The organism is Candidatus Phycosocius spiralis (assembly GCF_030158815.1).
Lineage (GTDB): Bacteria > Pseudomonadota > Alphaproteobacteria > Caulobacterales > Aquidulcibacteraceae > Aquidulcibacter > Aquidulcibacter spiralis.
Genome location: NZ_BPFZ01000005.1, coordinates 1 through 17,242 on the forward strand (window position 1 = coordinate 1; position 17,242 = coordinate 17,242).

Below are 17,242 nucleotides of genomic sequence, written 5' to 3' on the forward strand. Positions count from 1 at the left end.
AGGTTGCACATTATTGGGTGTAACCAAGGCTGTGGCAGGGCCAGCAAGCAAAAGACCAGTTCCAATCGCCGCCAAAGCAACTGAATTAGCAAATTGTTTCCGTAAACTAATCATAATAATACCCCCTTAGTGATGATAGCCGGTCAAGATTACATAGCTGGATCGCTTGAAAATCATTTGGACATTTTATGTTTATGTCCATTATGTGTCGGTTGCATATGTAACCAATAATTCTAAGAATTTTATTTTGTCAAGCGCTTGTTGCGCCTATGATACTTTGAACACCACCCATGATCGATCCTTGCAAAATATCAGATTTATAATGACTTTTCCCATATCAGCTAAGAATAATACTTTTCCCATCTTTATGACACTTTGGCCTCGCTCGTGTCCTTTAGACTGACGTCACCGGCTGAGATTGCCAAAAATGAGTTGGATATTCCTAATTGCACACCAATTGCACACCAATTGTGCGCCGATTGCGTCATGAAGGCATCCCTTATTCTAATATCTACACCAGTCCTGCAAGAGAGTGTCGATAATCATTCGCTTGCGATAGGTCGTGCCAGAGGTGGGGGTGCGTAGACTTAGGGTCATCGGGCAGGCTTTAGGTCAAGGACTTGGAACGGTTCAAGGGCGCGCTTTGCTTGCCTTGAAGCCGTGCCCGATGATGCCTGCGCAGGATTGGGTGTCAAGAGGTGCAATCGGCTATGCCGACGCGCCAAGCGCGCCTCTTGACACCCCAGCCTGCGCGCAAAAAATCGAATACGGCCTTTGTGCAGGCAGAGCATGGCGTAAAGGCTGTCCTAGGCGAGATCACCATGAATGATCACCCCCCCTTGGGGGTGTCCATGTCTGCGGCTCGGGGGGGGGACGCGCCAACGTATCACTTGGCCCGAAATATCGGTGTCAAACGTTACACTGCGGGGCCGCCCGTCATTATCTGTTCATTAGCCAAGCTTTGGGGTCAGTTCCAAGACGAAGCTCAAGCCTATAATTCATTGTGTTAACTGGCGGGGGATTATCGGTAAGCCATTGATTTGGAGCAATATAGATAGCAAAGGTAACCGCTCCTCTGCCACCTTGTGAAAGCGGAAGTGCACCCGCAGAAGAACAAAGGCTGCGAGTACTCATATCAAAAATTGGATTGATGAGGGCCGTTACTTTATCGAGTGGAACTGTTTCGCTGTGGAGTAAATCCAGATACTCCAGAGTGCCGCACTTTAATGGCGGATTTGGAAGAACGCGTGGCTTAAAGCCAGCAGCATCCAGCCAAGCCTGGATACGCTTACCCTCCCGAATGGCATCGTTGAAGCTAATCTCGCCATTGTTTAAATAGAATATGACGTTATTGCCCCGATCATAGCTATAGTCAGGCGGTGTAACATCCAAAATATTAAAGATCGTATTGGTGCGAATGACATCTTGAAAACGGATACTGGCATTGGTTTCCCCATCCCGAATGACAACAGTATCAAAATCTGGTCCTTGATAGCCCCCGGTCTCGTTAAATAATTCCTTTGCAGGTTTTTCACCATTAATTAGATAACTGACTTCATTATTCTTTACCGTAAACTCAAGTTCTTGTTTCATTAGGGTGGTTCCAATATCGCAACTACATAAGCACCAAGCAGCAGCTATGATCAAGATCTTAGCGCGTTGGCAAATCCATAAGTCGACCTTTGAACAATGCTCCTAAACTATTGGCGTATTTAGTGATGTTACCACTTGGCGCAGAACTCGATAAGATGTTTTATCGGCTTGCCCCTCTTGGCTGCCACCCTTTGGAAAAAGGCGCGCAGCGGGCCTGTCGGAGATTTTGGTGGCTATCAAGCCATTAAGCGCGATCCCAAAACGGGTGTGTATGAAGTGGCAACCGAAAGCCGCAAGGATGGTGTGGCCTTGGCTTATTAGGGGGGGGACGAAAACTTGGAAAAGGGCGGTCCATGGGACTGGATAATGCTAGGTAAAGCGTCAATGATCTTAAATGACTTGGAAGGGAGGGGTTTGCTGCTCATTAAAACGTGACTTCTAACGTTTGTTTCACAACTTGAATTATTCCTCTAAGCTATGTCAATTTAATTTTTGTCCATTAGGGAAGCTTGAGGCATTGGGACCGTCAAGCAATATAGTTTCCGGACAAGGAGATTGGATCATGCGTACATTGACAGTAGAAGAAGCTGATTTTGTAAGTGGTGGCTGGTTGCATGTGATGCCAGGTGAATCGTGGGGTGACCCACAAAGTCTAAGTGCTGCATCCAACGCCAATTGTGCCGGAACGGCGGGACTTACTGGCGTTACAGCTGGAATGGGAGTCGCCGCTATTGCGATAGCAACTACGCCAGTTGGGATGGCTGTTGCGACGGTTGGGACATTTCTTGGGCTATTTTTTGGCTCGGTGGCCACGGCCGGTGCCTGTATGCCTGAACCCAAAAGCGAGAAAAAAGCCAAATAGGACAATATGACAATATGAGAAATTGAATTTTTTTGTTTTTTTACCTTCTGCAAAACTCGGTCGGGAAGCGAAAAGCAAATTTGAACCTAGGGTTGTCTATGAGTTTAATGCATCTAATTCATGGGCAACCCAAATTCAGTACTTTATATCATCTTGGTTCAAAACCATTAAGTGATGCAAAAGAGAAAAGTTTACAGAAACACGGTATTTGAATCTTCAACAATCAAACCGGGAACAAGTTAATGCAATTTAATGGATCAGTTGACTTGATGGATTGGGTGACCAATTATTCTGTGTATCTGGCCATTTTTTTAAGCGCCGTCCAGGTCATTTTCGGTGGCTATATAGCAGGCAGCAATAAAGTAAAATTGAAGGTAAAGGTATTTTATAGTGTATTGCTAATTCTATATGGCATTTTAGTGTTTGTACTCCTCTTTGAACTGAAATTTTGGCTATGTTTTTTTATGTTCGTTGTTCTATATTTGACTTTGTATTTGGTCTGGAGGCCCAACAAACAATCAGAGATTTGAGCGGTTCAACAGGACAGTAACAGGAAATAACCTAGATTAAAGTCCGCAATTTAATGAATGTGTGACGTTGCTGTTTTAGCGATGCTCGTCAAAGTTCCGCCCACAATTATTGAAGTTTACGTGTCCATCAGACCCCCACTATTCATGAGTACATTGACAGTAGAAGAGCTGGAATATCTGAGTGGGAGTCTGGGGCCTGTGGCCATTGTTGCGGTTAGGGCTGGCGCTGGCGCAGTGCTAGGTGCCGCGGCAGCGGCTGTTAACGAGGCTAATGAAGACGGCCAATCTTTTTCTGATGCAGGCAAAATAGCCGGAGCAGCAGGTATGGGTGCTGTAGCTGGTGCTGTCGGTGGCTTGTTTAAGGTCAAAGGTTGGTAGCACTATTTGGTTACCGGTCAAACAGGTTGCCATTGTTTAGCCCCCAACCATCCCTAGGAAGGAAAATGATCTTAATTGCCCTAGCCTGCTGCCTGGCCGATGTCGTGACGACCTATATTGGCATGAAGTTGATCGGCCATGGCGTCGAAAGCAATGGATGGGTCGTTAAATTGGCAAGGCGGTTTGGCTTGCCCTGGGCGTGTGGCTTATAGCTCTGTCTTGAAGGATTGATCGTCTATCTTAGTTCTTTGTTTGGGTTTGAAGCTGCGACTGCTGCGGTTTTTGGCACGGCAGCCGCTTGGAACACCTTCGTCATTCTTCGGTTTCAGTGCCGCAAAGACAAAAAAACCTAGATGTTGTTGCGCGTAGCCCTCAACCCGGCACCGCTTTGGCGAGTTTTCTGGCAAAGCTTGAAATGGCGCGATCGGTGTCAGACCATGTCCAGCTTCCTTGCGCCCAAGCTATATCGCCGTTCCATGTATGATCGGCTTGGCCGATCAGATTGCCCGCACCATCATAGGCCTTACCCGAGATATCAGCGCCGCCAATGCCAAAGCTTTGCATCGATAAGCCAGGGCGATCCCCCATTTGTTTTTGAGTAGGACGATTGGCGGTTAGGTCGTTGATGACAACCTCAACGCGGGCTGCCCTTGTGCCGAGTTTGTCTTTTAAGTTGCGGTCTATCAAGTCAAAAATGACAGACTTTTCGCGAACACCATAAGTCTCTGTCATCTTTTTTTCCGCCTTCTCGCTATATGAAACACTGACTTGCAAAGGGTCCGCCGCAGCCACTGAGCCCAAGCATAAGCCTAAGACTAAGATAACTATGGATAATAGTTTCATCATATACTCTCCTCTTGAAAAGCTTGCTGAAGATGATTGTAGCATGTAGGCACCCGTTGATTAAGTTGAAATGACCATTTGACCATCCTTTTATCAGCACTTTAAATCAGAGACGTTAGGGTGCCAGGTCGGATCAATATTTAGATCTTGGGTCTTTGAAACACGATGGTGGCTTCGCCAAACACTATCCCGAATTTTTTGACTTTAGCGCGATTGATCAAAACCCCATCGCTTTGCAGCCACATGCGATCATCAAAGGTCACCACAACAGGGCGATTGTCGATTTTAAGTTCAACATCATAGACCCACGCCAATTGATTACCCTGCACAAGGCCACGGGCGACTCCGCGCACATCGCCTGCACGACCTTCATAAGTAGTCGGGCCCGTTTTCTTGATCTTCCAGACGCGGCTTTCTTTAGCGCCGTCGGCATAGTCAAATTGTTCGTCAAGGGTCAGGACAGAGCCATCCCATTGACCGGTGATGTCCACCTTAAACTGACGGATCAAGGTGCCGCTACGGTCCTGAAATACGCCCCAAGCAGTGGTTTTACCCTGGAAATAATCTTCCAGCACAAGGTTTTGCGGGGCCTTTGCGGTGGGCGGCGAGGCGGTGGTGGCGCAGCCCGCCAAGCCAAAACTAAGGGCAGCGAACGATGCGCCAATGGCGGTTGCTTTACTAAGGGCTTTGAACATGAGTGATCCCCTTTCAAAGACGATACGCGCAAGACCGGGTAGCGGTTCATGGCCATCACAGTCACACGCGATCCATTTTAGCTTAAGGTGCGTCAACCAACACCAATTCGGCGTCCACCACCGCTTGGATCGTCAAGATCGGCTCATCCTTAATGGCCGCCCCATCGCGTTCATAAAGATCAATCCCATTGAGCGTGACAACACCCTTTGCCGCCGCAAGATAGGCGTGCCGGCCAGCGTCAAGCGCGTAGGAGACTGTTTCACCCGCACGCAAGCTTGCTCCCATTACCCGGGCCTTTTGGCGAATGGGCAGGGCTTGGCTATCCTCGCTAAAGCCCGAAGCCAACGTCACAAACTGGCCAGAGCGGTCGCCTTTTGGAAACTTTGCAGCCCCCCACGAAGGTGGCGCACCCTGGGCCTCTGGCAAAATCCAGATCTGATACAATTGGGTCTTAGTGGTTTCCTTATTGTATTCGGCGTGGGTGATGCCATTGCCGGCACTCATTACTTGGACGTCACCAGCTTCTGTGCGCCCAACATTGCCCAGACTATCTTGGTGCGTGATGGCCCCTTCGCGCACATAAGTGATGATTTCCATATCTGCATGGCTATGGGGATCAAAGCCGGTGCCGGGCTCAATCTCATCATCATTCCAGACCCGGATGGTGCCCCACTGGGTGCGCTTTAAGTCGTGGTACTGGCCGAAGGAAAAATGATAGCGGGCATTAAGCCAGTCGTTTTTAAACCGGCCAAGGCTGTTGAATTCGCGTTTTTCGATCATGTTTTGCCTCTTAGCCCTATAGATAGGTGCGCGATCTAAACGCACAATGGGCATGCCAGTTCACTTTTACCAGTGTGTCGCCACACTGTCATCGAAAGGAGAAAATACCGACACAAATCGCTGAAGTTTCTGTCACCATACCATGATAGCGCCTCGATCAATTCAAACACATCCAAGGTGCATCCTCCCATGCTTCAAAATAAATCCACGGCTACCAAGCTGCTCCTTCGCTCAACGGCACTCGCAGGCTTTCTCGTCGCCGCTGCGACCCCTGCTCTGGCGCAATCTATTAACCCAACACGTGAGCTCGAGGTCCAAAGTGACGTGATTATTGTTACAGCCCAAAAGCGCGAGCAGCGGCTGTTGGACGTTCCTTTGGCGATCACCGCTTATAGTGGGTCAACGCTGGATCGCTTGGGGATCGAGCAATTTGACGATTTGGCGCTTTATGTACCGGGCCTAGAAATCCAAGAGCAAAGCCCCAATAATCCGGGCTTTGTGATCCGCGGTATTACATCTGACGACGGCTCAGCGACGGCGGAGGCGCGAGTTTCTGTCTTTCAAGATGGCATAGCGATCTCGCGGTCGCGGGGATCCTATGTTGAGCTGCACGACATGGAACGGATCGAAGTGGTTAAAGGACCGCAATCGACCTTGTTTGGTCGTGGCGCACTCATTGGCGCCATCAGCTTAATCCAGCGCAAAGCCGACCCTATAGGAGGTATCTACGGCGATGCGAGCGTTGGGTTTGGGGATTTGAATTATCGCGTCGCTCGCCTTGCAGTAAACTTGCCGATAGTGAAAGATACGCTGGCCGTGCGGCTGTCAGGCATCGTGAAGCAACGCGATGGCTATGTCAAAAATGCATCGGGCGGACCAGCTTTTATGAGCCAGGATGTGAGCGCTTGGCGGGCGTCGGCCGCTTGGGCGGTCAATGATCGATTGCGCTTTGACCTCATTTATAACTGGCAACAAGATCAACCAACTGGAACCTCGTTTAAGTCCAGAGCCTATGCCCCTCCAGGTGGCGATACGCTGCCATGGACGGCAGCGGGCTTGTCTAAATTTACCGATCCGCTCGGCAGTCAGTTTGAAGGTGGGCGCGACCTAGGATTGGATCGGACCGTGCAAGGCGCGACGTTGCTTTCGGCCTATGATTTAGATGACCATTGGACCTTAAACAGCATTACGGGCTGGCGCTCGTTTGAATCGCTGGAGGTATTTGATCCCGACGGCTTGGCCTCTCAGGTGCTTCTATTTGCAGAAGATGCTCAAGGTGATCAGTTCAGCCAAGAGTTTCGCCTCAACTTCGATGATGGCGGGCGATTAACTGGTTTTGGCGGCCTTGGGTATTTTGAAGAGAGCGGCTTCCAGCGTGTGCCATTGCAATATGACGAACGCGGGACCTTGGCGCTCTTTGCTGCTTTGACAAGTGGTCGTCCGGTTACGGCGCTATTCTCGCCTGCCACTTTCCCAAATTTCCCATCCAATGCAGTTTTGGGTGCAATATTGACCACACCGACCCGACTACCATTTAAACCGATCCATCAAGAAGAATTCCAAAACTGGGGCAAAACCCGGGCTGTCGATTTGTTTGCGGACATGACCTATAGCGTCAATGAACGCTTGGAAGTCTCCGCCGGTGTGCGCGCCACCAATGAGGCCAAGACCTCAAGCTATCGCGGCCGCTTGATTAACGGGCCTTCAACAATTACGGGCGGCGGCTTGTTTGCTAACCTGACCCCTGGGACAGAACCTGCTTCTAATGATGATAGTTATGACGGTTTCACCTGGCGCGCTGTGGCGCGCTATGATTTGAACAAGGACTGGAATAGCTATTTGAGTGTGGCACGCGGGCGGCGCAGTGAAGTGCTCAATTATAATACGGGTCGGCGCGCCTTTGAGACCATCCCGGCAGAGATCGCTACGTCAGCAGAATGGGGCCTGAAAGGGGTCGCCTTTGATGGGCGGATGCAGCTTGAGGCGGCTCTCTTCCATTATATCTACGAAAACTTCCAAACTTCAGTCCGCGATGGCGTTGCTATCCGACCCATCAATGCTGGCAACGCTACCACGACTGGTTTTGAAGCGACTGTCCAAGTCGATTTGATCAAAAAGCATTTGCGCGGGCTGATCACTTTCAGTCAGGCCAAGGGACGCTTTGATGATACCGATAGCGAAGGACGCCCGCAGGTATTTGCTGGCAATAGCTTCCGACTGTCACCCGACCAAACCGGCTCACTGGCTTTGATCGCCGATTTTGACGGGTCTTGGGGCGCAATCTCGGTCACGCCGAGCTACACCTTCCAAAGCAAAGTCTATTTCGACAATGACAATCGCGCCGACAAATCCCAAGACGGCTACGGCCTCTTTAACCTGCGAGCCCGCTATACTTTGCCCAACAAACTGGCCGGATCAGAATGGGCTTTTGAAGTATTTGGGAATAATTTGGCGGATGAAAACTATATCATTGACGCGGGTAATACGGGCGATGTGTTTGGTATCCCGACCTTTATTGCCGGGCCGCCGCGTACTGTTGGCGCCCAAGTTGTGGTGCGCTTCTAGGGCTCGAAGGACAGTGGGGCCATCAGGATTATCGAGCGATCGCAAAGACCAATACTGTTCCCCCTTGCGAGGCGCTTAAGGTCATAGTTGAATCACTTAATGCCATCACATCCACACGGGCGAGGGCTTGGAGATATGTTGTCTCCAACTCCATAGGGTCACCAGTGATTGCAATACAGGCACGTTGCGAGATGGTTAAAACAATTATTTTGGACTTGCCTGCCTGGCGGGTATGGAAACCGCTAAAGTGATTGCATCCAGAATATCCAGAAAGGGTGTTTTGTTGAAAGGCCAAAGTAGGTTTTGGACTATCCTTGCTGATCTCAACACCATTCATACGCGTGAGGACCCAGGTGTGCCCATAAAGGCTAAGTCCCTGATCAGCACGCGGGCTAGTTACGGTTAAGCGCATCAAAATCTTATTATGATTGCCTAGCAGGCGCACCTCGTCCCCCAAGGCTTCAAGACGGCGGGTGGCTTTGAGGGATGATAAGGTCAGGTTATCGAGCTTTGCCAACTGGCCCAAACAGTTTGCTTCTACGTTTGTTGCAACATTCAAGCGCGTGGTACCATTGGCACCGTGAATCAGCCTACCTGAAAAAGCCCGGCAGCCCGAAAATCCAGCAATCCGATTTTGATCCAAAAAGCTGATGCGGGGCCTCTGGGCTTGTTGGAACCTGCTCAGCTCTGCGCCATCAAGCTGTTGAGCGACGAATTCACCATCTAGGCTAAGGACCGGGGCAGGTGCACCTTTAGGAGGGGCGTTGACTTCTTGTGCTTGCGTTCCCCCCCCCCATAGGCTGATAGCAAGGCTTGCCGCTATCATGCGATGCAAAACGCCAATTAAATTGGGTCCCATGTAAAAACACCATTTGTGGCTTCTAAACCGGTGAACCCACCTGCCAAAGCGGGCATACCATGCTCGATCAGTGTTTCTGGTGTCCATCCATCAATCCTCGAAACCGAGCGAACAGGCCGTGGTTGGTCAAAGATGACCAACTCATTGCCGCGCACGCCAAATATCTGGCCACTGATATGGCTGGCTTGGGATGAACACAAGCTGACTGCAACAATTGCAACTTGGTCGGCACGCATTTTGGTGCGAAAGCGCTCTACCCGTTGGGCGCTGGCATCATCCTTAACCGGTATCGTGGCAATCATGCGCGTCCAAGCAAAAGGCGCGATCACATTGGCGCGCACATTTTTCAGGGCCCCTTCCATTGCGATAATCCGCGAAAGGCCCACAACCCCCATTTTTGCCGCCGCATAATTGGCTTGCCCGATATTGCCAATGAGCCCAGAGGTAGAGGAAAAGAGCACATAGGCCCCATCCTGCTGCTCCCGAAACAATTCAATACTGGCGCGCGTCACATTAAAAGCTCCGCGCACATGCACATCGATCACTATGTCCCAATCGGCTTCAGACATTTTATGAAACATGCCGTCACGCACTATACCAGCCGGGTTGATGATGGCATCCAGGCCGCCAAAACAATCCTTGGCCTGTTCAATCATGCCTTGGACGCTTTTGAAATCAGTGACGGAGTCTGTATTGACCACAGCCTCACCCCCTAAAGCCTTGATCTCATCAACGACGCTTTGGGCAGGCCCAATTGAACCTTCATCGCCACCTGTGACCGAGCCCCCCAGATCATTGACAACAAGCTTGGCTCCGACTCTTGCTGCGTGCAAAGAACATGCGCGGCCAATGCCATTGCCGCCACCCGTAATCAAAATGACTTTGCCGTCGAGTATGCCCATGACATTTCTTTCTATCATTGTGTCTGCTTAACCTATTCAAGATCAGGGGTTTATTTTTTGACCCTCTGGCGCTGCATCCTCAAACCGATCGGCTATGGCTAAGGGCTTAAAGAGGCGCATCCAAGCGCCAGCGATCAAGATGGCTCCAATTCCCCCGGCAACTACCGCTGTAACAGGGCCCAATAAGCGCGCCGCGACCCCGGATTGAAACTCACCCATCTCGTTGGATGCGGAGATAAAGACATAGCTGATCGCTGAAACCCTGCCGCGCATCGCATCAGGGGTTGCCAATTGCACCAAGCTTGAGCGGACATAAACTGAAATCATGTCGGCCGCGCCAGCAATCACCAAACAAGCTACCGATAACCATAAGTTAATAGATAGGCCAAAACCCAAGGTTGCAAAACCAAATACAAACACCGCCCCAAACATCCAACGACCGACTTGGCGCTTAATGGGCACAATGGCAAGGATTATGGAGACAAGGCCTGCCCCCACCGCACTGGCAGAGCGTAAAACCCCCAAAGCTGTTGGACCCGCTTGTAATATATCGCGGGCAAAAACCGGCAACAGTGCGGTAGCACCAGCCAGTAAAACAACCGCCAAATCAAGACTGAGAGCGCCCAACACAATCTTATTGTCGCGTACATAAAGCAGTCCTTCTTTGATCATCGCCAAAGTACGGCCACTATCTAGTTTTTCCTGGGCTGGGGCTTTGGTCAAAAAGGCTAATAGCCATCCCCCACAAAAGAGTGCGAAGGAGACGCTATAAGGTATTGCAGGCCCAAAATGGAATAAGAGGCCGCCCAAGGCTGGCCCGATGATGGAACCCCCTTGGAAGCTTAATGACATAAGCGCGATGGCTTGAGGTAATGCGTCGCGTGGGACGAGATTTGAGACCATGGCAGAACTGGCTGCTGGTAAAAACGCATTCAACATGCCGGTCACAATCGCAACACCAAAAATTGCCATAATCATGGAAGCAGGCGCGTAATGCGATGCTATCACCAGCGCAGCCGCAATCCCAACCTTTAGCGCTATACAGCCCAAAATGATCAAGCGGCGGTCAAATCTATCTGCTGCCTGCCCCCCTAGCAGGGACAAAATCAATAGAGGCAGAAACTGTGAGAGGCCAATCAGGCCCAGAAGAAATGCGCCTTGCTCGATGCTGTCGCCGCGGGCGCGGGCCATGTCATAGACTTGCCAGCCCATCGCGGTGATCTGGATTTGTGTACCCAATGTCCACAACACTCGTGCCGACCAATATCGGGCGAAGGAGGGATGCGCGAAGGGGGCAAAGGTTGTTCTCACGCCGTTGTGATGGGGCAGTGAAAGGTCTGGGTCAATGCAAGCCCTGCATTTGAAACATCATGAATTGCGACTGCGCGCAGAGATGTGATGATTAAAGGGGTGCCGTTGCAGCCTCAAGCCAAGCCCGAACATCCTTGTCTAGTTGGGGGCCAATTTCAGCAAGAACCCGCGCGTGATACTGATTGAGCCAAGTAAGCTCTTGTGGACTTAACATCGACACTTCGATCAGCCGTCGATCGATCGGGGCTAAGGTTAAGGTTTCAAAGCCGAGCATGGGCCGTTCCCCACCGGCAATTGGCGCAGCATTGGTTACAAATTGCAAGTTTTCAACGCGAATGCCATAGCCATCAATTTTGTAAAAGCCAGGCTCATTGGAAACAATCATTCCCGGCTCAAGTGCCACATGATTGGGGATTTTTGCAATCCGGTGTGGCCCTTCATGCACGCCCAAATAAGCGCCAACGCCATGACCAGTCCCGTGATCATAATCAAACCCACCTTCCCACAAGGATAGCCGTGCCAAGGCATCTAATGCCGATCCGGTGGTGCCTGGGGGGAAACGCACGCGAGACAAAGCGATATGGCCTTTGAGGACACGGGTAAAGCGATCCTTCATTTCAGCACTGGGAACACCCACAGCAATCGTACGCGTGACATCGGTGGTGCCATCCAGATATTGCCCCCCTGAATCCAATAAAAATAAATTATCTTGATCCACAGGGCGATTGCTTTCAACCGTTACCCGATAATGTGGGAAAGCACCATTGGGGCCTGCCCCGGAAATAGAGTCAAAGGAAAGATCCTGCAAAGCACCAGTCGCGATCCGGAATCCTTCAATAGCTTTACAGACATCAATCTCGGTGAGATGGCCTTTAGGGGCTTGATGATCAAACCAATGCAAGAAATTCGCTAAAGCCACACCATCGCGTGTATGGGCGCGCTTGGCACCCGCAATCTCAACAGGGTTTTTAAGCGCGCGTGGTAAGATCGTTGGATCAGCGCCGCGCACGACTTGAGCACCGGCTGCATCAAGAATATCAAACACATGAGCAGAGGTTATGGCGGGATCAACTAAGACCCGTTTGCCCTTGGTGCCTTGTAAGGTGTAGGCAAAGACTTCTTCATCATAGAGAGAAACCTCATTGCCCAAGAAGCCGCGCAGCGCTGGGGTTACTTTTTCCGGCTTTACAAACAATTGAGCTGTACCGTCTTGCAGCAATACCGCGCTGCCCAGCACAAGAGGTGTTCGGGTCACATCTTTGCCGCGAATGTTAAATAGCCAAGCTAAGGCAGCGGGTGAAGTTAACACACAGAGTTCAAGACCGTCACTGGCCATTTTTTCACCGATGCGCGAACGTTTGGAAGCGCTGGTTTCGCCAGAAAAAGCCAGAGGATAGGGTATGATTTCCGTAGTGGGCTCCTTTGGGCGATCTTGCCACGCCCGATCGATGGGATTGACTGAAAGCGCAATCAATTCAACGCCTGCTTGGCTCGCGGATGTTTTTAATCGCGACAAAGCATCTGGGGCGATCAAGCGCGGGTCATAGCCAATTTTAGTCCCTTCTGATGCTTCTGCTCGAAGCCAATAGGCTGGGCCTTGTTCAATTAGGTCACGTTGAAGAAACAATTCAGCGGCGGTTTGATTGCGTGCTTGTTGAGAATAGCGCCCGTCAGTAAACAAAAAAGCTTGATCTTTTAGAATAATGGCTGCACCTGCAGAACCTGTAAAGCCTGTAGCCCAAGCTAAGCGTTCGCCACAATCTGGCAAATACTCATTTTGCCACTCATCCTCATGGGGGACAAAAATGCCATCAAGTCCTAAATGCTCTAACTGAGCTCGGATCAGGGGAAGGGCTTTGCGACCTTGGTCAGCACCTCCGCGTACATCATATGTTTGATACATCCTATCAATTTAGGTATAAGATGGTACCGACGCAAGCCAACCCAAGGAGCTTGTGAGCGGTTAGGGACATTGATTGACTTTCCCGCCAATCTAAACAAATTGGAAATGACTATTCCATAAAAAAATAGATTAACTCAGACATTGATACAGGTGATTAATTGACAACGATGCGCGGCCTACGAAATCTTGAGTTTTTGTATCGGACCGCCTCCACCAGTCGCGTATTGAATCTCAACCAAGTCTATCAAGAAAGTCGAGAAGAAAAAGATTATGACAGGCTGCCTTTCTTCTCTGACCCCCTATTAAATCGCGCCATCTATATCAAACATCGGTTGCGTGCTGATGAAGCCTATTTAATGCCACACACCAATCTTGTGGCGACTAAAATTATTTTCCCATTTGACTCCAATACATTAAAGGCTGGTGGTCAGTCTATTTTCATCGGGCAAACCGGCTATCAGCACACATTGTGGGATATGGTGGGCGGAGAGAGTGCGCATGGCGAAGATGACATGATGCGCTTATCGATCATCGATCAATTGCCCTCTTTGGATCCGTTTTTGCTGAAAGAGACCATGAGTCGTCATGGCTTTGAGGTTGCAGATTGTTATTTTGCGATGTCACCAGCAGATATAGAGCGTATCAGGACTTTTGCAGGCGAACAGATCCGTCAGCTGATTTCACTGGCGTTGAGTGGAAGTGATGCTGAAATGTCGACAAGTATAAAGCGTATGGTGGATGCAATCCTGACCAAGGACAATGAAGGACGTTTGGATCCTTTACGTGTGACATTGGGACTTGATGGCCACCAATTTGAAGAAAGCATTTTCAGCTGGAAAGGCTTTTTATATTATAAATGGCAATTCAGCAGTAATATGAGCAAGCTCAATAAGATGGCTTCGGCGATCGATCGGGTGACCATGGATGGGGTGCTTGATCGCCAATTGGCAGCAGCCATCAAAACACAAAAAATCGAGTTAAAAAAAGCCATCAGCAAAGCAGCTCGAAGCTGCGTTGCGATCCTTACCCTTTATGATGACGCATTTAAGGACTTGGTTGAGCATGGGAATGCGGCGGCATTTCGCAAATTTCTTCTGGAAGCTCCGCTATTATTCGTCAAATTAGGGTATAGCATGGGGGTTATGTCCCATATTACGAGCTTCTGGGATTTTCGTTTCCCAAATCCCACACGGCTTTACATGCAAGCTTCCGAATATCTCGATTTGCTCACAGAGTTCCTTGTCAGTTTAACCGAAACAAATTCCGATGAACTCATGCAAAGATTGCCGTCTCCCCACACTCAGTTCAATGGCTGAACATAGGTCAAAGTGGACCAATTTTCCTTACGATAGCGATGTTCGAGGATAAGTCCACGTCCATGATAGGCGCGGCGAATGGCAGGCTCTTGATAGGTCAAAAGCCCCGATACAACCAATCGCCCACCCGGCTTGAGCATGACTGCCAAATCAGGCGATAGACGAACCAGCGGCTTCATCAAAATATTGGCAAAAATCAAATCAAACGGGCCTTGCGAGCGGATTAAAGCGCGTCGAACCCCATTGGCCACATAGGTTCTTATTTTTGATCCTACCCGATTTCGTTTGGCATTAAGGCCCGCAATATAATTGGCGCGGGGATCAATTTCGGTTCCAACAACCACTTGGCTTCCCGTTTTTGCCGCTGCAATGGCCAAGATGGCCGAACCCGTCCCGACATCAAGTACGCGCTTTGGACTTTTCCCGCGCACCAAGAGACGATCCAAGGCCAGAAGGCAGCCCGACGTGGTGCCATGGTGTCCGGTTCCAAAGGCTTCGCCTGCATCAATGATGATTTCGATTCTACCATTTTTGGCTTTGCCTGCGTCATGACTTCCCACCACCAGAAACCGTCCTGCGGGAACGGGGGGAAGACCTTCCAATGACATCTTAACCCAGTCCGCATCTTCTAGCGGCGCAATGCGCGCATCTAAATCAGGCTCTGCGATAGCTAAGGCCCCAACGCCCGCCTGCGCGCCCTCCAAGCTATAGGCATAGGCTTCGAGTTTGAATTGACGTCGTTCCAACTCCCACCACCCAACCGCACCAAAGCCGCCAAGCGTATCAAGGAGTTTTGATGCCGTCTCAATTGTGGCGCGTGGCCCGGTGGCGAGGATGAGATACATCGCGGCGGGATAAAACCCGATGGCCTTTTTGTCGAGTTACTCCGGCAGTTGCTTGCGCGCCTGCGCGCGCACTCTTTCAGCAGACCACAACGCGCGCTATCAGGGCCGCAGATTAACCCAGAGCGCCGCTATGCACGACCTTAAAGCCCTTCGTGAGAATCCAACTGAATATGACGCGGGCTGGGCCCTGCGCGGCCTGGATGCGCAAACCCCAGCGATCTTGGCTTTGGATGGTCAATTGCGTGCTGCCATGACCAAGCGCATGGCAGCCGAAGCGCTTCGTAATGCGGCGTCTAAAGCTATTGGTGCGGCTAAAGCTCAAAAGAATGAGGCAGAAGCAACTAGGCTTATGGCAGAGGTTGCCCAAGCCAAAGCCGATATGGAGACCGCGAGCCAAATTGAGGAGCAGGCGCAAGCTCAGTTGGACGGCATTGTCCATGCGCTTCCAAATTTACCAGCCACAGATGTGCCGCACGGCGAAGATGAAACCCACAATGTCGTGCAAAAAGAATGGGGCCAGCGGCGTCAGTTTCAGTTTGTTCCAAAAGATCATGTAGCGCTCGGTGAAGCTTTGGGCGGCATGGATTTTGAGGGTGCGACGCGACTTTCAGGTGCGCGCTTTGTGGTTCTCAAGGGGCAGTTGGCGCGTTTAGAGCGCGCCTTGGGCCAGTTTATGCTGGACCATCATGTCGAAAAAAACGGCTATCAAGAAATCAATGCCCCAGTTTTGGTTCGCGCACCTGCACTGTTTGGCACTAGCCAATTGCCTAAGTTTGAAGAGGATTTATTCAAAACCACCAATGGGCATTATTTGATTCCAACCTCAGAAGTGTCTTTGACCAATCTGGTGGGTCAGCAAATCTTAGACGAAGAGGCCTTACCTATTCGCATGACAGCTTTGTCCCCCTGCTTTCGCTCCGAGGCAGGCAGTGCTGGGCGCGACACCCGCGGCATGATCCGCCAGCACCAATTCTGGAAAGTAGAGCTTGTATCCATTGTCACGCCTGAAACCTCCCGGACCGAACATGAGCGGATGACAACCTGTGCAGAGGGCATTCTTGAAGCGCTGAATTTGCCCTATCGGCGGATGCTCTTATGCACTGGCGACATGGGATTTTCTTCGAAACGGACCTATGATTTAGAAGTATGGCTGCCTGGGCAAAATGATGGTGCAGGTGCCTATCGTGAAATCTCTTCTTGCTCTAATTGCGGTGACTTCCAAGCCCGCCGTATGGATGCGCGCACCCGTGCTAAAGGGGATAAAGCAACGCGGTTTGTGCACACACTCAATGGTTCTGGCCTTGCAGTTGGGCGCACATTGGTGGCTGTGTTGGAGAATTATCAAGAAGAAGATGGTCGCATCATGGTTCCAGAAGTGTTACGGCCCTATATGGGGGGCATTACTCAAATAGGATAGGTTTGCGCCATATAGCGCCAACTGGCGGAAATTAGATCTTCAAGAATTTGCAGATCAATATCGCTCAACTTGTTGATATAAAGGCAGCCTTTGCCTTTCGTGTGCTTTCCTAGGCGCAAAAGCAGGGCTTCACTGTCCACACCCTCAAGCTTGACATAACAAACCAGTTTTGCCTTTCGCGGAGAGAATGCAACCCGCGGTGCCGAGCCTGAATGACCGCTTTCATAGCGATAATGGTAAGACCCAAACCCAAGGATGGACGACCCCCAAAGTGTGGCGGGCTGTCCTGTGACTTTGGTAAAAAGTTTAGTTAATTCAATTCCATCATCGCGCCGCGTCGACGGCTCGATCTGCTCTAAAAAGCTATCAACCGAAGCGGGTTCAGGTTTGGTCTTGTTCGCTTTGGCCATGCCGCCCATTCCCTTATCGAAATTCCATTATC

17 protein-coding genes are annotated in these 17,242 nt (G+C 50.4%); 7 read left to right on the forward strand and 10 right to left on the reverse strand.

The features are described 5' to 3' along the window. Nucleotides 1–939: 939 nt before the first annotated feature. A complete protein-coding gene (locus PsB1_RS04960; protein ID WP_284359471.1) occupies nt 940–1,593 on the reverse strand; it encodes a hypothetical protein in 654 nt (217 codons plus the stop codon). Between the two features lie 177 nt (nt 1,594–1,770). Here PsB1_RS04960 and PsB1_RS04965 point away from each other — a divergent pair, with 177 nt between their 5' ends. From PsB1_RS04965 to PsB1_RS04980, 4 genes are all read left to right on the forward strand, one after another. After that, nucleotides 1,771–1,914, forward strand: coding sequence for a hypothetical protein (locus tag PsB1_RS04965; protein ID WP_284359472.1), 144 nt, complete (start codon nt 1,771–1,773; stop codon nt 1,912–1,914). A gap of 241 nt (nt 1,915–2,155) precedes the next feature. Further along, nucleotides 2,156–2,455, forward strand: a complete 300-nt coding sequence (locus PsB1_RS04970; protein ID WP_284359474.1) for a hypothetical protein — start codon at nt 2,156–2,158, stop codon at nt 2,453–2,455. A gap of 674 nt (nt 2,456–3,129) precedes the next feature. Next, the gene (locus PsB1_RS04975) at nt 3,130–3,363 is read left to right on the forward strand and encodes a hypothetical protein (protein WP_284359475.1); all 234 of its coding nucleotides are present in this window, start codon (nt 3,130–3,132) and stop codon (nt 3,361–3,363) included. A gap of 65 nt (nt 3,364–3,428) precedes the next feature. Then, on the forward strand, nt 3,429–3,575 hold the full coding sequence (locus PsB1_RS04980; protein WP_284359476.1) for a hypothetical protein: 147 nt from the start codon (nt 3,429–3,431) through the stop codon (nt 3,573–3,575). Nucleotides 3,576–3,735: 160 nt separating this feature from the next. On the opposite strand, the gene PsB1_RS04985 is transcribed toward PsB1_RS04980, so the two are convergent. The 3 genes from PsB1_RS04985 to PsB1_RS04995 form a co-directional block, all read right to left on the reverse strand. Beyond that, nucleotides 3,736–4,209 (reverse strand): hypothetical protein, encoded by a 474-nt coding sequence (locus PsB1_RS04985; RefSeq protein WP_284359478.1) that lies wholly within the window; start codon nt 4,207–4,209, stop codon nt 3,736–3,738. A 137-nt stretch (nt 4,210–4,346) separates the two neighbouring features. After that, nucleotides 4,347–4,901 (reverse strand): DUF3833 domain-containing protein, encoded by a 555-nt coding sequence (locus tag PsB1_RS04990; RefSeq protein WP_284359479.1) that lies wholly within the window; start codon nt 4,899–4,901, stop codon nt 4,347–4,349. Between the two features lie 82 nt (nt 4,902–4,983). Then, nucleotides 4,984–5,682, reverse strand: coding sequence for a pirin family protein (locus tag PsB1_RS04995; RefSeq protein ID WP_284359480.1), 699 nt, complete (start codon nt 5,680–5,682; stop codon nt 4,984–4,986). Between the two features lie 189 nt (nt 5,683–5,871). Between PsB1_RS04995 and PsB1_RS05000 the strand changes: the two genes are divergently transcribed. Then, nucleotides 5,872–8,247 carry a TonB-dependent receptor gene (locus tag PsB1_RS05000; RefSeq protein WP_284359481.1) on the forward strand — a complete coding sequence of 792 codons (2,376 nt, stop codon included), beginning with the start codon at nt 5,872–5,874 and terminating at the stop codon, nt 8,245–8,247. A 28-nt stretch (nt 8,248–8,275) separates the two neighbouring features. Here PsB1_RS05000 and PsB1_RS05005 read toward each other — a convergent pair whose 3' ends face one another. From PsB1_RS05005 to PsB1_RS05020, 4 genes are all read right to left on the reverse strand, one after another. Beyond that, nucleotides 8,276–9,106 (reverse strand): META domain-containing protein, encoded by an 831-nt coding sequence (locus PsB1_RS05005; protein ID WP_284359483.1) that lies wholly within the window; start codon nt 9,104–9,106, stop codon nt 8,276–8,278. After that, a complete protein-coding gene (locus PsB1_RS05010; RefSeq protein WP_284359484.1) occupies nt 9,091–10,026 on the reverse strand; it encodes an SDR family NAD(P)-dependent oxidoreductase in 936 nt (311 codons plus the stop codon). Before PsB1_RS05010 ends, PsB1_RS05005 begins: the two co-directional genes overlap by 16 nt. Before the next feature lie 24 nt (nt 10,027–10,050). After that, nucleotides 10,051–11,319 carry an MFS transporter gene (locus PsB1_RS05015; RefSeq protein ID WP_284359485.1) on the reverse strand — a complete coding sequence of 423 codons (1,269 nt, stop codon included), beginning with the start codon at nt 11,317–11,319 and terminating at the stop codon, nt 10,051–10,053. A 91-nt stretch (nt 11,320–11,410) separates the two neighbouring features. Beyond that, complete coding sequence (locus PsB1_RS05020) at nt 11,411–13,222, reverse strand: aminopeptidase P family protein (protein WP_284359486.1); 1,812 nt, start codon at nt 13,220–13,222, stop codon at nt 11,411–11,413. A gap of 167 nt (nt 13,223–13,389) precedes the next feature. Between PsB1_RS05020 and PsB1_RS05025 the strand changes: the two genes are divergently transcribed. After that, nucleotides 13,390–14,538 carry a hypothetical protein gene (locus PsB1_RS05025; RefSeq protein ID WP_284359487.1) on the forward strand — a complete coding sequence of 383 codons (1,149 nt, stop codon included), beginning with the start codon at nt 13,390–13,392 and terminating at the stop codon, nt 14,536–14,538. Here the strand turns inward: PsB1_RS05025 and PsB1_RS05030 are convergent. Next, complete coding sequence (locus PsB1_RS05030; RefSeq protein WP_284359488.1) at nt 14,523–15,383, reverse strand: 50S ribosomal protein L11 methyltransferase; 861 nt, start codon at nt 15,381–15,383, stop codon at nt 14,523–14,525. The genes PsB1_RS05025 and PsB1_RS05030 overlap by 16 nt on opposite strands. Nucleotides 15,384–15,513: 130 nt before the next feature. On the opposite strand from PsB1_RS05030, the gene serS reads away from it, so the two are divergent. Continuing rightward, nucleotides 15,514–16,800 (forward strand): serine--tRNA ligase, encoded by a 1,287-nt coding sequence (gene serS, locus PsB1_RS05035; protein ID WP_284359489.1) that lies wholly within the window; start codon nt 15,514–15,516, stop codon nt 16,798–16,800. Here the strand turns inward: serS and PsB1_RS05040 are convergent. Further along, entirely contained in the window at nt 16,788–17,210 is a 423-nt protein-coding gene (locus tag PsB1_RS05040) for a DUF1801 domain-containing protein (protein ID WP_284359490.1), read from the reverse strand. The two genes, serS and PsB1_RS05040, sit on opposite strands and share 13 nt — an antisense overlap. Nucleotides 17,211–17,242 lie beyond the last annotated feature (32 nt).

Coding starts and splice junctions, on each gene's coding strand:
- PsB1_RS05010 (WP_284359484.1), bottom strand. CDS start 10,026: ATGATAGAAAGAAATGTCATGGGCATACTCGACGGCAAAGTCATTTTG.
- PsB1_RS04990 (WP_284359479.1), bottom strand. CDS start 4,901: ATGTTCAAAGCCCTTAGTAAAGCAACCGCCATTGGCGCATCGTTCGCT.
- PsB1_RS04975 (WP_284359475.1), top strand. CDS start 3,130: ATGAGTACATTGACAGTAGAAGAGCTGGAATATCTGAGTGGGAGTCTG.
- PsB1_RS05000 (WP_284359481.1), top strand. CDS start 5,872: ATGCTTCAAAATAAATCCACGGCTACCAAGCTGCTCCTTCGCTCAACG.
- PsB1_RS05020 (WP_284359486.1), bottom strand. CDS start 13,222: ATGTATCAAACATATGATGTACGCGGAGGTGCTGACCAAGGTCGCAAA.
- PsB1_RS05025 (WP_284359487.1), top strand. CDS start 13,390: ATGCGCGGCCTACGAAATCTTGAGTTTTTGTATCGGACCGCCTCCACC.
- PsB1_RS04985 (WP_284359478.1), bottom strand. CDS start 4,209: ATGATGAAACTATTATCCATAGTTATCTTAGTCTTAGGCTTATGCTTG.
- PsB1_RS05030 (WP_284359488.1), bottom strand. CDS start 15,383: ATGTATCTCATCCTCGCCACCGGGCCACGCGCCACAATTGAGACGGCA.
- PsB1_RS05005 (WP_284359483.1), bottom strand. CDS start 9,106: ATGGGACCCAATTTAATTGGCGTTTTGCATCGCATGATAGCGGCAAGC.
- PsB1_RS04995 (WP_284359480.1), bottom strand. CDS start 5,682: ATGATCGAAAAACGCGAATTCAACAGCCTTGGCCGGTTTAAAAACGAC.
- PsB1_RS04970 (WP_284359474.1), top strand. CDS start 2,156: ATGCGTACATTGACAGTAGAAGAAGCTGATTTTGTAAGTGGTGGCTGG.
- serS (WP_284359489.1), top strand. CDS start 15,514: ATGCACGACCTTAAAGCCCTTCGTGAGAATCCAACTGAATATGACGCG.
- PsB1_RS04980 (WP_284359476.1), top strand. CDS start 3,429: ATGATCTTAATTGCCCTAGCCTGCTGCCTGGCCGATGTCGTGACGACC.
- PsB1_RS05040 (WP_284359490.1), bottom strand. CDS start 17,210: ATGGCCAAAGCGAACAAGACCAAACCTGAACCCGCTTCGGTTGATAGC.
- PsB1_RS04960 (WP_284359471.1), bottom strand. CDS start 1,593: ATGAAACAAGAACTTGAGTTTACGGTAAAGAATAATGAAGTCAGTTAT.